This is a genomic window from Streptomyces sp. NPDC047042 (assembly GCF_040644035.1).
Taxonomy (GTDB): domain Bacteria; phylum Actinomycetota; class Actinomycetes; order Streptomycetales; family Streptomycetaceae; genus Streptomyces.
Genome location: NZ_JBEYVP010000082.1, coordinates 1 through 14,602, shown reverse-complemented (window position 1 = coordinate 14,602; position 14,602 = coordinate 1). Strand labels below are relative to the sequence as shown.

Sequence of the window (14,602 nt, the reverse complement as noted above, 5' to 3'; positions counted from 1 at the left end):
GGCGGCGCCCGCATCGTCGTGCACCAGCAACCCGTACCTGCCCTGGGCGGTCCACGGCACCCACGCCGTGACCATCCGTTCGACGGCCACGACCGGGTCCACCGCTGCCGGCATCCTCTACCCGTCGCATCGGTTCACGGTGCACAAGACCACCAAGAGAGCGACGTGGGTGTACGTCACCGACAAGACCAGCAGGGTCAAGGGCTGGGTGTCCGGCCGATACGTCTACCGCGACGTCCGCATGTGCCTTTCCTGAGGAGCGCACGGCAGCAACCGGCCAGTAATTAAGCCGAATTGGCCACTTCTTCGAATTCTCGTATCAATGGGGCCGGTGTGCCCTGCCGCCAAGGAGTTTTTCTTGTCCGACGAGATATCCGACGGCACCGTCGATGTCGTGGACGTGCTCACCGAACAGATCGAAGCCCGCTTCGGGCTCAGCATGGAGCAGCTGAAGGCCGCCGTCACCGAGGCGCCGGCCGCCAATCTGGACGCCACCGACCTTGTCAGGTGGCACGGGCTCCTGCTGGAATCCCAGACGGTCCTCGACCGTGCGGAGCACGACCTCCTGGCCGTGCTGGAGACCGAGCCCGCCCACGTCTTCGACCCGGCGCATGACCTGGTCCGCCGCGTCGAGGCGGCCGTACTCGCGCGCGACGGGCGAGCTCAGGCCGTGCGGTGGTATCTGGACCCGACGGCTCCCGGCAAGCAGGCCCTCGCCGCCGAACGGCTGGCCCGCTTCCGCGCCACCCGCCCAGGCCCGGCCATACCGACCAGCGCCCCGCCCCGGCCGGCCAACGCGCCGCAGGCCGCACAGGGCGTGACGCGGTGAATACCGAGCGCACGCCCAGCTCCGTGGACGCCCGCCTGCAGCAGGTCTTCGACGCTCCGCTCGGTGAGCTATACGCGACGGCCCTACACCCCGAGTCTTCCCCGGCTCTGGGCCGCGCGCTGGAGCTGCGGTCCTTCCTCGCCCTGGCCGAGGAGCAGGTCGCCCGGGTACGCGACCGCGTGCACGAAACCATGGCACCGGATCGCGACATGGGCGAACTGTCCGCGGAAGACCTGCGGATGGACGCACTGTGGCTGGACACGGCGCTCGACGCCCGCGACGGCTACCGGGCCGCGATCGACGACCTGCTGCGCACCATGCCGGCCCCGCTCCAGCCCTCCCGGCCTGTCCGCACAGCGCAGTCGGCGCTCACCACGACCCTGCCCCCCGCCGTCGTCCCGGCACCCCCGGGTGCCGGGACGGCCCCCACCCGCCGGCCGTAAAGCCGTCGGCCTTGTCCCACCCGACGTCCACCGACTTCGCCGGACGCATCGAGGACCTGTACGGCGCCCCGCTCGCCGACCTCGCCACCCGCGCACAGGACCAGCCGCCCGGCATGCTCTCCGCTCTCCTCGGCCTGCACCACGACCTCGCCTTCGCCGAGCGGAGCATCACCTTCCACCGCGACCGGCTCGCCCAACTCGTCCGTCCCGACCGCCAGATCGGCGCACACGAGGTGGCGAACGTTCTCGACTGCGCCCGCCGGCTCGCCGAAGCGGTCGCCGTCCGAGACGTCCAGGCCGCGACGGGTTGGGCCGTGCTCCAGAGCCTGGGCCGCGTCACCTCACCCGCCCCGGCCGCAGCCCTCGCGCCCACCGTCGCCGCGCCCGCCATGGCGGCGACGAGCCCCGCTGCGAGCCGCTGACCCCCTGCGGGCTTACCCCTCTTCCGTCATCCAGGAGCTGCTCCCTTGGCCCTCACCGGTCTGCCGCCCGACACCGACGCCGACATCGCCCGGGTCTCCCAGGCCCTCGCCATGATCACTCCGCGCTGGAACGCACGGATCCTGCTCGCCCTCAAGGGGCAGCCGCTGCGCTACAAGGAGATCGCGCGCAAGGTGTCCTGGCTGCTCAATGGCCAACTGCATCTCAAATTGGGGCAGCTGTGCGACGCCGGCCTCGTTCAGCGCACCGAGCACACGACCCGGCACGTCACCTACGGCCACACCGACCGCGCCGCCGCGCTGCTGCCGGTCCTGCCGCTGATCGTCACCTGGGCCGAGAAGAACCTGGAGAAGCCGGAGAGGCCGCTGCCCGCCATCGAGCAGATCGAGGACGGCCTCACGCTCCTGACCCGACGGCACGCCGCCGCGCTCCTGTGGGCCCTGAAGGCCAGGGGGGAGAGCAGCGGCCGGAGTCTGGCGATGATGGTCATGCCCGCCAGTGACTGGACCAACGTCTACCCCCCGCTGCGCCAGCTCGTGGCCGACGGACTCGTCGACACCGATGGCATCGGGCAGCCCTACCGCCTGTCTGCCGCCGGCGACAGTCTCGGGCCCATCCTCGGCGCACTGTCCGCATGGTCCGCGGGACAGCCTCTGACGCAGGCCGCACACCATCCGGTCTGGGGACGGCCGCAGGCCATGCCCGCGGCACAGAAGTGGGTCAGCAACCCGTCGCGGGTTCCCGACCCGGCCGCCACGCACGCGCCGACCACCACCCGCCAGAGCCCATCACCGGCCTGGCAGCACGGCGGCCTCTTTTCGCACGCAGTCCCGGCCCGCCCGACGGCGGCCCTCCCGGCCGGAGGACCGCGCCGATGACCACCCTCTCCACGACCCACCTCCAGCACGCCCACGCCGTGCTGTCCTCTCGCGCCCTGATCCGTCTGGTGACCGAGATCGACGACAACGGCCCCATCCCGCCGCGCGCGCTGGACCGCACCCTCACCGACGTCCCCGTGCGCCACCTGCGCCACAGCGCCGAGCGGGCCCGCGTTCTCGGCCTCGTCCACGTTCAGCCCGGCGCCGGCCTCAGCCTGACCACGTCCGGCGAAGGGCTGGCCGACGTGTACGACACGCTGGCCCGCTGGGCTCGCCGCCACTCGTATCCGGCGCCGGCCTGTGACTTCACCGGCCGGATCCAGCACACCCTCGCGCTCCTGGCCAAGCCACCGGCACTGCCCTCCGAGAGCGGTCCCCAGCGGCTTGCCGACGATCCCGTGGCGAGAGCGCAGGACAGCGCGGGTCTCGCCCGGCTGCGCCGCCTCCTGGAGGAGTGGCTGTACACCAATCCGCAGGCCGCCGGGGTCGCCGCTCTCGAGATCGCCGCGTGAGGGCAGGCTCGGCCCGGCCCGCCCGCCACCTTGTCCCGTCCCTGGTGCGCGGCGTCTACCTGCCCCGCAGCGCCGACGGCGCAGCGTTCGCCATGGCCACCTACGGCATTCCGCTCATCATTGTGGCGACGACGGGGTCGGCGGCGCTGACGGGACTCGCCTTCGCGCTGGAGTGGCTGCCGCGGCTCGGCGCGTTCACGGTGGCCGGCACCCTCGTCGACCGTCACGGAATCGCCCGCGTCTTCCGCACCGCGTGTGTCCTGCGCGCGCTGGCCGTCGCGTTGGCCGCGCTCCTGCTGGCCGACCCCGGCACGGGAGTTGCGGCGGCGGTGACGGTGATGACGCTGGCCCCGCTGGCGGGTTTCCTCACCGAGTTCAGCTATGTCGCGGCGGAGACCGCGGGCGGCGAGGCGAGCCGCACGGCCGGAGCTCGGGCGCACCGGGTGCAGTCCGTTCTGCTGGGGATCGACCAGACGGTCATGCTCGCCGGGCCGTTGGTCTCGGGCCTGCTGCTGGAACACGGCGGACCGGCCGTCATGCTTGCCGCGCTCGCCGCGTTCTCCCTCCTCGCGGCCGTCCTCACCCCCGCCACCGGATCACAGCACGCGACGTGGTGAGCAGCAAGGGCGGACTGCGCACCGGCTGGCGCACGCTGCGGTCACTTCCCGCTCTCGCCTGGCTGGTCGGCGGCCTGGTCGTCTCCAACGCGGCCGTCGCCCTGCTCCAGGCGGCCATGCCGGTCATCGTGGTCGGTCAACTCGGGCGCTCCAGTGCCCAGGCCGGACTCATCTGGTCCGCCGCGGCCCTCGCCTCCCTGCTCGCGATCACCATCGCCCGCCGGGCGATCGACCGGTGGGGCCTGTGGCCGGTCGGCGCCACCGCCGCCGCGGTCGCGGCCGTAGCCATGCTCGCCGTCGCCCACACCCATACCTACCGCGGCTACCTCCTGCTCATCGCCGTCCTGATGGCCGGCGAGGGCGGCCTCACCGTCGTCCTGCGCACCCTGCGCTCCCACCTCATCCCGCCCGAGGTGTTCGCCAGCACCCTCGCCGTCACGATCCTGCTCTTGCTGCTGCCCTTCCCCGTCGCGGGCCTGCTCGTCGCCGCCGTCCCGGCCGCCGAGCTCGGGCACGCCCTCACCGCCGCCGCCCTCCTGCAGGCCCTCGGCCTCGCCACCGCCTTCACCCGGCTGCGCACCCTTCCCACCTTGCCCACCGCCTGACCGCCCGGTACGAGAGGACCCCCCGCCGCACATGCCCACCACCATCCAGGACCGACTTCCCGGCCTCCGCTTGCCGCAGGACGGCCCCTCCATCACCGACCAGTTCCGCGCGTTCGACGGCCAGCACCCCTGGGTCTACCGCGCCCTGGAGCAGCTCGTCACCGAACGCCTTGGCCAGGGAGCGACGAGGGTCGGCATGAAGGCGCTGTTCGAGGCCCTGCGCTGGCGCCACCCCCACGGGGTGAAGGGCCTCAACAACAACTACACCGCCCTGTACGCACGCCAGTTGATCGCCGCGCACCCCCATTGGGCCGGCGCGATCGAGACGCGCCGCCGACGCAGCCCCTGAAGCCGAAGCCTCCACCACTTCGCCGACCGTCATCAGATCTTCGAGGAGCCTGCTCTTGTCCGACCGTCCTGTCGTCCTGGTCGTCGCCGCCGACAAGGAAGCCGAGGGATACCGCGGCACCTGCCTCAAGTCGGTGGCCGCCGCCTACGACGTCGTCCTCATCACCGGTGAGGAACCCTCGTGGGAGGTGCCGTACATCCGCGACTGCGTGGTCGTCGCGGACCCGACCGACCAGGCAGCGCTGACCGCCGCCGGCCAGGTGCTGGCGGAACGTCACCGGCTGGCCGGGGTGTTCACCTGGACCGAGTGGTGTCTCGTCCCGGTCGCCCGCCTCGCCCGCCGGCTCGGCCTGCCCACCTCAAGTCCGGAGGTGATGCAGGCGTGCCGCAACAAGGCCCTCGCACGCAGCCTGTTCGCCCGGCACGGCGTCCCCTCCGCCGCCTCCGTCAGCGTCCGCGACGTGCAGGAGGCGAGGGACGCCGCCGCGCGGATCGGCTACCCGGTCGTCCTCAAGCCCGCCGCACGGGCGGCGAGCATCGGCGTCATCCGGGCCGACACCCCCGAACAGCTCGCCGCGGCCCACGCGTTCACGCACCGGGTGGCAGGGCGCAGGCGCGAGAGCCGCAGCGTCCTGGTCGAGGAATACCTCGACGGGCCCGAGGTCTCCGTCGAGTGCGTCACCCACCGCGGCCATACCACCGCGGTCGCGGTCATCCGCAAGACCGTCGGGCAGGCGCCGTTCTTTGAGGAGACGGCGCACTCGGTCGACGCGGACGACCCGCTGCTGGGCGGCGTCGCACCCGCCGCGCGAGCGGCGATCCGCGCGCTCGGGATCTCCGACGGCGTCAGCCACGTCGAACTCCGCCTGGTCGACGGCCGCCCCCGCCTCGTCGAGGTCAACGGCCGCATCGCCGGCGACATGATCAGCCACCTGGTGAGCCTCGCCACCGGCATCGACCTCGCCCGAGCCGCCGCCGACATCGCCTGCGACCGCGCCCCCGATCTCACTCCCACCCGCGCCTCGGCCGCCGCGATCCGCCTCATCTACCCCGACACCTCCGGCACCCTCGACCGTCTGGCGTACGAGGGGGAGTGGCCGCCGTGGCTGGAGCGCCTCCACTTCCAGCACCACGTCGGCGACGAGCTGCTGCTGCCCGCCGACGGGGGCGACATGTTCACCGCCCGCATCGGCTACCTGATCACCACTGGGCCCACCGACGACGTGGCACAGACCCGCGCCGCCCAGGCCCTCTGCAGCCTCGACATCCACATCACACCCCGCATCGCCTGTGCGCCTGTCGGCGATCGGGTGGCATGAGCCGTCCACCTGCCCCCGCCAGCCGCGAGCGGATGGTGCTGACCGGCTACTTCCTCGGACTCGGCGCGGTGATGGCCCTGTGGGGCACGCGGATGCCGGCCGTGCAGGACGCCGCCCACCTGAGCACCGCACTCCTGTCCTTGGTGCTGCTGGCCGCTGCCCTCGGCATGGTCGCCGGCCTCACGGCCGGCGGCCGGCTCGCCCGGCCCGAGCGGCTGCCCGCTCTCATGATCGGCGGCGGGGCCGGTCTCGCCGGATGCCTCGCAGTCCTGGGCCAGTGCACCACCCTCACGCCGCTGCTCCTGGCCGCCCTGGTCTTCGGGGCCGCGCACGGAATTCTGGACGTCGCCCTCAACTCGGCGGCGGTGCGCTGCCAGACGGCCTACGGCCGGCCCATCATGTCGTCCCTGCACGCCGCCTACTCCGGCGGCGCCCTCGCAGGTGCTGCCCTCGCCGCCGCGACGGCCCGTACGCCGCACACCCGACTCTTCCTGATGACCGGCTTGGTCCTGGCCGCGATCGTGCTCGTGATGGCACCGCGCACCCGGGCCCTGGCCGGCCCCGGACAACCGGTCGCGCTCGCCGGGCCCGGGATCGACGAACGCGGGCAGGTGTTGCCGGGGCCGAAGCTGTGGCTGCTGGGCGGCCTGGCCGCCGCGATCCTGCTCGGTGAGGGGGCGGCAGCCGACTGGGCCGTCGTCCACCTGCACAGCCTGCACGCCACCACGGCCGTCGGCGCCACGGCGTTCGCCCTCTACAGCGCCGCCATGATGGCCGGACGGCTGGCCGGCGACCAGCTCACCGCCGCCTTCGGCGCCCCCACCGTGGTCCGGGCCGGCGCCCTGCTTTCCGCAGCCGGGCTGGCCACCGGCGTGTCGGCAGCCAGCGTGCCGCTCGCCCTCGCCGGGTGGGCCGTCTTCGGCCTCGGACTGTCCACCACCATCCCCTCCCTCATCACCGCCGCCGGGGCCGGCGGACCCACCGCGGTGGCCACGGTCTCCGTCACCGGCTACCTCGGCCTGCTCGCCGGCCCCGCACTCATCGGCGCCCTCGCCGCCGCCACGTCCCTGTCCACGGCCCTGCTGCTGCCCGCCCTGCTCGCCGCCGCCGTCGCCGCTCTCGCCCACCGCGCCCTGGAGAACCCCACCCCGTGACCCGCACCACCGCACACCCCGGCCTCGACGCCGCGATCCTCGACTACAACGGAGTCCTCGGCCTCCAGCCCACCCCCGAGCAGTGGCAGCACCTCGCCCGCACCGCCAACTGGCCCGACCAGGACCTCGCGGCCTTCCAGGACGCCGTGTGGAGCGCCCGACCGGCCTACGACGCCGGCCAGTTGAGCGACATGGCGTACTGGGCGAAAGTCCTCGGCGCCCACCCGGGCCCACGCCTGCTGCACCGACTGCGTACCGCCGACACCGCCATGTGGACCACCACCGACGACCGTGTCCTCGCCGTCCTGGAGCGCGCCCACGACAACGGGCTGCCCCTGTTCCTGCTGTCGAACGCGCCGCTCCACCTCAGCGATGTCCTCGACGCCACCGACTGGTGCCGCCGGCTCATGACCCGCACCTTCTACTCAGCCCGCCTCCAGACGAACAAGCCCGACCCCGCCGCCTACCAGCCCGCCCTGGCCGCAACCGGAGCCCGAGATCCGCGGCGGGTGCTGTTCGTCGACGACCGGGCCGACAACTGCCACGCCGCCCAGAGCCTCGGCCTGCGCACCCTCCACTACACCGGCCGGATCGCCGACCTCGAAGCAGCACTGCTCCCCATCCCCGGCTGACCCGCCGTCCCCAACCCCTCACCTCCTCAGGACCCTTGTGCCCTCGAACGACGATTTGTGGAACGACGGGGACGTCTATGTCTCACCCCGCTACCTCGCCGGGCTGCCCGGACACGCAGACCCCAGCTTCGCCCCGGTCGCCCACTGGCCCCACCACCGCCTAGACATCGGCGACTGCCAGCTCGTCATCACCTCACCCGACCACCGCATCCGCATCGGATGGCTCGGCGACAACCACGACACCTGGCTGATCAGCGCAGCCGAGGACCCCGTCTCCGCTCCCCGCTGGACAGCGCGCATCAACCAGAACACACCACCCGAGATCACCGAAGGACTCACCCGCGCCCTCGCCACCGAGTGGGACGAAGACAGCGACACCTTCCTCACCTCCCCGTCGCCGTACTGGAGCGACGCGGTACGGCCGTTGCTCGACGCAGGCTGGAAACAACACCCCATCCGCGGCGGCTACATAGAGATCGTCTCCCCGGACGGGCTGGCGGGAGCGAGCATCGACGTACTCAGCTCCAGAGGCAACCTTGAGACGGTGACCTTGTGGGCCGGACCGCCGGGCTGGGCAACCCGCGCCGAGGCGACCTTCACCGCGCGCACGCCGAAGCACCTGATCGCCGCCACCGCCGCCGCCCTCGTCGATCCCACCCCCGTCCTGCGGTACCGGCAGGCACTGGACCCGCGGCTCGCCCAGCTGGCCCGGCTCACCCCCGTCGAACCGCCACGGCCTCCCGGGCCGACCCCGCTGGACGTCCAGCGGGCTGCCGCAGCCCGCCGCCCGGCCTCTGTACCGGCCCGCAGCGTGCGCCGATGGACCACGGCCACGCCCCCGCCAGCCCCAGCAGTCCCCTCCCGCCCCGGGCTTCGCCGCTGACCCGCATGAACCATCCCTCGAAAGGGCACCGGCATGGCCCTGCACGCCGAGAAGTTCTTCACCCAGCAACTCGACCTCACCGACGGCACCGTCATCGGTGACACTTACTACGCCACTCCCAGGCCGGATTCCCCACTACGTCTGCGGATCAGCTTCTCCCGTACGATCCGGGCCGAGGAGTACGACGGTCTGCGGCTGCAGATCCTCCACGCAGAACAGGGCGGCGTCCTGGACACCGTGCTCCTCACGTTCGCCGACCACGCAACCTTCCACAGCCGCGACGCCGCCATCGGCCGTCTCCCGGGATACGACGGCTACGCCAAACTGCGCGACTGGCACGAGCGCGACGACCCGCCGTGGCAGGGAGCCGCGACCACGAAGCTGCGCCGCGCGATCAAGCAGTACACCCTCCTGTGGTTCCCCCAGCTCCCGGCGCCACCGCGGCCGGAGACGGCAGCGTCGCAACGGACCTTGTCCGGCCATCCGCCGGCTCCGGAACCGAACGGCTTCTGGCTGGTGGATCCCGACTTCCGCGAACGCCTGCGATCGGCCACCCATGTTCTGCTCGACATCGTCGCCGACTGCCTGGACGACGACTTCCGCCTGATCCAGGCCCTCGACGGTGCCCGCTACCACGCCGCCGAACTCCTCGGAATCCCGAACGAGTTCGGCGTACTGGCCGAAGCCGAAGCCGCAGCCGAGATCGTCGGCCTCGCCACCGGCTCCCCCTTCACTCCTGCTGTCATCCGGGCCCTGGTCCTCCTCGACCAGCGTCCGGTCGACGACCAGGAACGGGCCGTGAGGGCCGCACTGCGCCGCCGCGCCACCACCGCGTTCGCCACCCGCAAGCCCATCCCCGCGCCGCCGTCCCCGGCCTCCGCCCGCACCCGCTGACCCCCTGCCCACCAGGAGCCGCGTGCCACCCCCCGACGACATGACCGACGGAGACGTCTACGTCTCCCCACGCCATCTCACCTGCGCCACCCTGAACAGCCACCACGGCCACGCTCCGCTGGACCGCCTCGGCTGGCCCCTGAACTACGACACCCACGGCAACGTCTACCTGACTGCGCCCGACCGGAAGGTCCGCCTCGGCTTCCTCCCCGAAGGCCCGGACGACGGCCTGTGGCGCATCAACGCCTACGAAGACCCCTTCGGCCCGCCCGCCTGGGGCGTGTGCTTCAACGACAGCTGTCCCACCGAGCTCGTCACCGCCTTCACCACCGCGCTCGCCGCCGCGTACGAGCAGGGCCCCGACGCCTACCTCGCCAAGCCGGCCACTGGAAGCACGGACAGCGACTTCTTCCTGCCGTTCGTTCCGCTCATCACCCGGGGCTGGCCGATCGACCACCCCCGGTGGGGCGTCTTCGCGGTCCAGTCACCCGACCATCTCGCCACCGTGGAATACACCACCGGCGACCTCGACCCGACGGCCGAACTCACCACCCGCGAGGCCCGCTGGCACCTGTGGACCGGCCCAGCCGAACGCCCCCTGTGGTACGCCACCGCCACCACCGACACCCCCACCGCACTGATCCGCGCAGTCACCGAGACCCTCAGCGACCCCGCACCCCTGCCCCGCTGGAGACGGGAAACCCACACCTACGCCGAGGGCCTGGCCCAGCTCACCCCCATCCTCCCACCCGGCCCGCCGATCCCCACGCCCCTCGACATCCGGCGCACAGTCTCACGACGCCCCGCCACGCTCCACGCCGCCGGCGTCCCGCGCTGGAGCACCACCAGCCGCCCCGTACTGCCCGGCCCCCGCCGCTGACCATCACCGGAAACCCGATATGCCCTTCCACGCCGACGAGTTCTTCGCCGAGCTGATGCTCCCCTTCCCCCACAGCGCCGTGGTAGGCAACACCTACTACGCCACCCCCACCCCCGACAGCCAGCTGCGCCTGCGTATCGGGTTCACGCCCACCATCCACGCGGACACCTACGGAGGTCTGCGCGCGGCAGTCGTGCACGCCGACCGGGGCGAGATCGATGCTGTCGTCCTGGGCTTCGTGGACCACGGCACCTTCCACCGCCGTGACGAAGCCCGCAACACCCCCGGCAACAACTCCACCTACGGCACGTTCAACACGCGCTACCACCGCGCCGGCGTGCCCCCGTGGGAGGGAGCCGTCACCACCCGACTGCGCGAGGCGATCGAGCAGTACACCGCCGTGTGGTTCCTCGGCGCGTGGGCCGCGTCCACACCGAGCCGCCCCGCGGGCCATACCGCTCACCAGGCGCCTGCCCGCCCGGCTGCACCCGTCGGTGGACGCGCCCGCTGAATCCCCGTCCACATCCCCACGCCCTGCTCGCAGTTCTCCGTACGGCGTTTCTCGGCAGGAGCCCTTCCCGTATTTCCCGACCCCTTCCACAACCTCGACCCCACCCAGACCGTCAAGGTCCTCCCTCGCCACCTGGCCGGCCCCGGTTTGGTGAGCCTCCGCACGGTATGGCCCTTCCCCTTCGACGAGGACTGGTCACTGCACCAGCCCCAAGAAGAATCGGCCTACGCCACCAGCCCCTGCCTTCGCCTCTGGACCCGCCTCACCACCGAACCCGCGGCGCTGGGCAAGGGGACATGGGCCATCGGCGCCAACCGCGCCCCGTTCGGGCAGAGTGCCTGGAAGATCACGTTCGACGCCACCACCCCCGTCGGACTCCTCCACGACGTCCACGCCGAACTCCTCGACCTCCACCGGGAAGACCACAGCAGGAACCAGGACCGGCTGTTCGACGACCCCACGCCACCCCACGAGGGGTATGCGCCGTTGTTCGCCCGCTGCTGGAGCCACGACGTCAAGACCGACGGCGCACAGACCTTCCTCGCGCCCGACGGGCTCGCAGGCATCCGGCACCGCTACGCCGCCCGGTACCCCGACAGATCCGCCTGGCGAGCCTGGGGCGGATACCCGAACGAACCGCACTGGCAAGCGCACTTCTCGTTCGGCACGCCCACCACCCTCGTCGCGGTTCTCACCGCCTCACTCATCTCCACCGAGCCGCTGCACCGCACTGTCCAGGACGTCCCCCTCCACACCCGACACCACCTCTATGTCGCCACCGCGACCACCAAGCAGCCACCCAGCCACGCACCCGCCGCATCGCTGCCCGTAGCCCCGTCCTCCGGCCGGACCCGCTGACCTCCCCACCACCCGATCTAAGGAGCCCCCCTTCTCGTGCACGCTCGCTTCGCCCGCGGCGCCGGCCGTTCCGCTGCCTTCGCCGCCGTGCTGACCGCCACCCTCACCTGCGCCACGGCCGCGACCGCCCAGCCCTCCGAGTCGACGCCCTCGGCCTCCACCACTCCCGTCGGGACACCGGCACCGGACGCGGGCAGTATCGCGATCACCACGAAGGACACGGCCGGGGACATCCTCCCCGGCGCCGCGTTCCTCCTGCTCGACTCCACCGGCCAGGAAGCCGGACGCGGGACGACCGACGCCCAGGGGAAACTGACCCTCCCCGACCTCGCACCCGGTGTCTACCGGCTCAAGGAGACGGACTCCGGCAGCCCGCTCCACGATGTCGTCGCCGACCAGGACATCATCGTCACCCCCGGCGCCACCGTCCCCGTGACGGTCATCGACCCCTTCAAGCCCGCACATCTCACCCTGAAGGCCAAGGACACCAAGACCGGCAAGCTGCTGCCCGGCTCCACCGTCAACATTGGCACCGGCGATACGACCCTCCTCACCCTCACGACGGGCCCGAAGGGCACGGCCTCCGGAGACCTGCCGATCTCCAGCCGTACGACGAAGTTCTGGGCCAAGCAGACCAAGGCGCCCTCCGGCTACGCCCTGTACAAGCCCTCGAAGACCTTCACCGCCGGGCCCGGCACCCCGGTCACCGTGACCGTCGCCAACTTCAAGACCTCGACCGCCCCCGCTCCGACCGAGAAGCCGACGGGTACAGCGACCAGGACTCCGCCCATGTCCGCAGGCAAGACGGCCGACGACACCCCCGGCGGGATGATGTCCACCCGGCCGCACTCCACGGCGTCGGACGCTGACTCCTTGCCCAGCCCGTCAACAGACGCCACCGGCGACGCAACGCCGAAGGCGCTGGTGGGCTCTCTCGCCCACACCGGAACCGACGCCACCGCGTGGATCCTCGGGGCAGCAGGACTCCTCGCCGCCAGCGGCATCGGCGCTGTCGCTGTCAACCGTGGCCGACGCACCGGCAGCGACGAGACCACCCAGTCCGGTGAGGACTGACAAACTGCACTACCCCGTGACGGCGATGCCCGGGAGTCCGTACGCGGACTCCCGGGCATCGCCGAGTTTTCACCAGGTCAGCGGATGTGGATGGCTGCCATCAGGTAGTTGATCCCCGCTGTCGTGAGGGCCACGACGGCAGCTGCTGCGCTGGCCCGAAGGCAATGAAGCAGGAGGCCGCCCTCCGGCTCCTTGGGGCGCTGGCGTGGCCGATGAGGTCGGCTTGGGCGGCGCGTACGGTGGTGCATGTCAGCCCTCCTGGGGTTGTCGGGCCCCGTGCCGCCGACTTCGAGAGAGGGAGCGGCACGGGGTGCTGTGTCTCCACAGTGGGACAGCTGCCCCCGGCAAGTCGCCGTCGGACGTGCCGATCTCGGTGTAAGTTCCAGAACGTGACGGACTGGCGTGACGCCTGGCCGGCGGGAACCGCCGCTGACCTGGTCGAGGATGCCCGCGCGCTTGGCATCAAGGCTGTTCCACGAGCTGAACTGTGCCAAGCTCCTTTCCCCGCTGGCCCGTGTCCCACACCCGACCATGCTCCCGGTCGTTCTCTACCTGTGGTGCCTCGACGACACCGTGGTCACGGACACGCAGGCCCGCCGCGCTCTGCGGACCTACGCGCAGAGTGCCGGCCTCAGCTCCGACGCGGGACGCCGGAGTACGGCGCGCACGATTGTCGAGCAGTTTGCCCATCCACTGGCCACGACCAGCCAGCTCCGCGCCGCACAGCAGTGGATCCGGGAAGGGGAGCGAGCCCGAAGGCCGAACTGGGATGCTCTGGCGGACAGCTTGAGCACGGTCGCCAGCCCGTGGCGCTCGCGTGGTCTTCGGGAGATCGTGCGGGGGATCGGGCCCCCGCACGCGCCCGTCACGACGGACCACGTCGTGGCGAAGTGGGAAGTCGACTGGCAGACCAACCAGCAGTTGGTCGTGGAATCCGTCGACGAGCGGGTGCTGCGGCGCGCCCGGGACGAGCACCGGGACGACTGGCAGCAGTACCAGAGGGTGCGGACCGACTTGGCGTCCCGAGCCGGATCATTGGCACACATCTTCGATCTGCCAGACGGTCAGGAGCGGGCTGCCCGACAGCGTGTGAACGCGTTCGTCAGCATCCTTGGCAACACCCTCGACCTCGCCAAGCCGACCTTCGCCCGAGCCCAGGCCAGAGCCCGAGCCCGCTAGCAGCGGGGGCGAAGGCTCCACCGCATGCTCCCGCTCGTCACGACCGGTTACACGTCAGGGCTTGCAACGCGATCCTGTTGAAGCGCCCGGATCAGGCGGGGCCGAGGCGACTGCTCGGCCGTTCAGGAGAGCGCGCGCGTGCTCGGTCATGGACTGTGGACGATGACGTGCCGATGGCGGTCGCACTGCTGCCGTCCCTGGCCGGAGCGGTTGCCGAGGCCGTGTCCGGTGAACGGCCCGGTTGAGCCCGGACATCTCGGGCAGGGGCTCCCACAATCTGCACTGGGGCCAGCCCTGTGGGCAGATGGCTCCGCCCGGCCGGCGGTGCAGCCAGACTTCTGCCGGACCTTTGCCCGCCCTTTCTTGATTGCTCCTCGCCGTCGGGTGCCGCTGTTCTATCGTCAGATCGGCGAGGCTCACCAGTAGCCAGCACGACGGCCCCAGTTCCGATATCAACCTGCGTGCCTCACTCGCGGCACGCATCGTCGAACTGGAGGTGAAGCGTTGGGTAAAGGGAAGCACCGCCGCAACACGGAGAAGGGCCG

Annotated in this window: 17 protein-coding genes and 1 pseudogene; all 18 read left to right on the top strand. The window is 71.7% G+C overall.

The window, feature by feature from the left end:
- Positions 1-256, top strand: a 256-nt coding sequence (locus ABZ855_RS47315; protein ID WP_360819972.1) for an SH3 domain-containing protein, incomplete at its 5' end; no start/stop codon positions are given.
- Positions 257-358: 102 nt separating this feature from the next.
- Positions 359-829: a hypothetical protein gene (locus ABZ855_RS47310; protein ID WP_360819969.1), complete on the top strand. Its 471-nt coding sequence runs from the start codon at positions 359-361 to the stop codon at positions 827-829.
- Entirely contained in the window at positions 826-1,272 is a 447-nt protein-coding gene (locus tag ABZ855_RS47305) for a hypothetical protein (RefSeq protein ID WP_360819966.1), read from the top strand. The genes ABZ855_RS47310 and ABZ855_RS47305 overlap by 4 nt, the downstream gene beginning before the upstream one ends.
- An 11-nt stretch (positions 1,273-1,283) precedes the next feature.
- Entirely contained in the window at positions 1,284-1,694 is a 411-nt protein-coding gene (locus ABZ855_RS47300; protein WP_360819963.1) for a hypothetical protein, read from the top strand.
- Positions 1,695-1,739: 45 nt separating this feature from the next.
- A complete protein-coding gene (locus tag ABZ855_RS47295; protein WP_360819960.1) occupies positions 1,740-2,591 on the top strand; it encodes a winged helix-turn-helix transcriptional regulator in 852 nt (283 codons plus the stop codon).
- Positions 2,588-3,103 carry a hypothetical protein gene (locus ABZ855_RS47290; RefSeq protein WP_360819957.1) on the top strand — a complete coding sequence of 172 codons (516 nt, stop codon included), beginning with the start codon at positions 2,588-2,590 and terminating at the stop codon, positions 3,101-3,103. Before ABZ855_RS47295 ends, ABZ855_RS47290 begins: the two co-directional genes overlap by 4 nt.
- Before the next feature lie 92 nt (positions 3,104-3,195).
- Positions 3,196-4,325 (top strand): annotated as a pseudogene (locus tag ABZ855_RS47285) (MFS transporter).
- 31 nt (positions 4,326-4,356) lie between these two features.
- Positions 4,357-4,674: a hypothetical protein gene (locus tag ABZ855_RS47280; protein ID WP_360819954.1), complete on the top strand. Its 318-nt coding sequence runs from the start codon at positions 4,357-4,359 to the stop codon at positions 4,672-4,674.
- A 55-nt stretch (positions 4,675-4,729) separates the two neighbouring features.
- A complete protein-coding gene (locus tag ABZ855_RS47275; RefSeq protein WP_360819951.1) occupies positions 4,730-5,992 on the top strand; it encodes an ATP-grasp domain-containing protein in 1,263 nt (420 codons plus the stop codon).
- On the top strand, positions 5,989-7,146 hold the full coding sequence (locus ABZ855_RS47270) for an MFS transporter (RefSeq protein ID WP_360819948.1): 1,158 nt from the start codon (positions 5,989-5,991) through the stop codon (positions 7,144-7,146). The genes ABZ855_RS47275 and ABZ855_RS47270 overlap by 4 nt, the downstream gene beginning before the upstream one ends.
- Positions 7,143-7,778, top strand: coding sequence for an HAD-IA family hydrolase (locus tag ABZ855_RS47265; RefSeq protein WP_360819945.1), 636 nt, complete (start codon positions 7,143-7,145; stop codon positions 7,776-7,778). The genes ABZ855_RS47270 and ABZ855_RS47265 overlap by 4 nt, the downstream gene beginning before the upstream one ends.
- Positions 7,779-7,815: 37 nt before the next feature.
- Positions 7,816-8,661, top strand: a complete 846-nt coding sequence (locus ABZ855_RS47260; protein ID WP_360819942.1) for a DUF317 domain-containing protein — start codon at positions 7,816-7,818, stop codon at positions 8,659-8,661.
- Between the two features lie 33 nt (positions 8,662-8,694).
- Positions 8,695-9,555: a hypothetical protein gene (locus tag ABZ855_RS47255; protein WP_360819939.1), complete on the top strand. Its 861-nt coding sequence runs from the start codon at positions 8,695-8,697 to the stop codon at positions 9,553-9,555.
- Positions 9,556-9,595: 40 nt separating this feature from the next.
- A complete protein-coding gene (locus ABZ855_RS47250; RefSeq protein ID WP_360819975.1) occupies positions 9,596-10,435 on the top strand; it encodes a DUF317 domain-containing protein in 840 nt (279 codons plus the stop codon).
- A gap of 19 nt (positions 10,436-10,454) precedes the next feature.
- Positions 10,455-10,946, top strand: a complete 492-nt coding sequence (locus ABZ855_RS47245; RefSeq protein ID WP_360819936.1) for a hypothetical protein — start codon at positions 10,455-10,457, stop codon at positions 10,944-10,946.
- Positions 10,947-11,096: 150 nt separating this feature from the next.
- Positions 11,097-11,804, top strand: a complete 708-nt coding sequence (locus ABZ855_RS47240) for a DUF317 domain-containing protein (RefSeq protein ID WP_360819933.1) — start codon at positions 11,097-11,099, stop codon at positions 11,802-11,804.
- Between the two features lie 36 nt (positions 11,805-11,840).
- Positions 11,841-12,878, top strand: a complete 1,038-nt coding sequence (locus ABZ855_RS47235) for a SpaA isopeptide-forming pilin-related protein (protein ID WP_360819929.1) — start codon at positions 11,841-11,843, stop codon at positions 12,876-12,878.
- A 456-nt stretch (positions 12,879-13,334) separates the two neighbouring features.
- Complete coding sequence (locus ABZ855_RS47230; protein WP_360819926.1) at positions 13,335-14,057, top strand: hypothetical protein; 723 nt, start codon at positions 13,335-13,337, stop codon at positions 14,055-14,057.
- Positions 14,058-14,602: the final 545 nt, after the last annotated feature.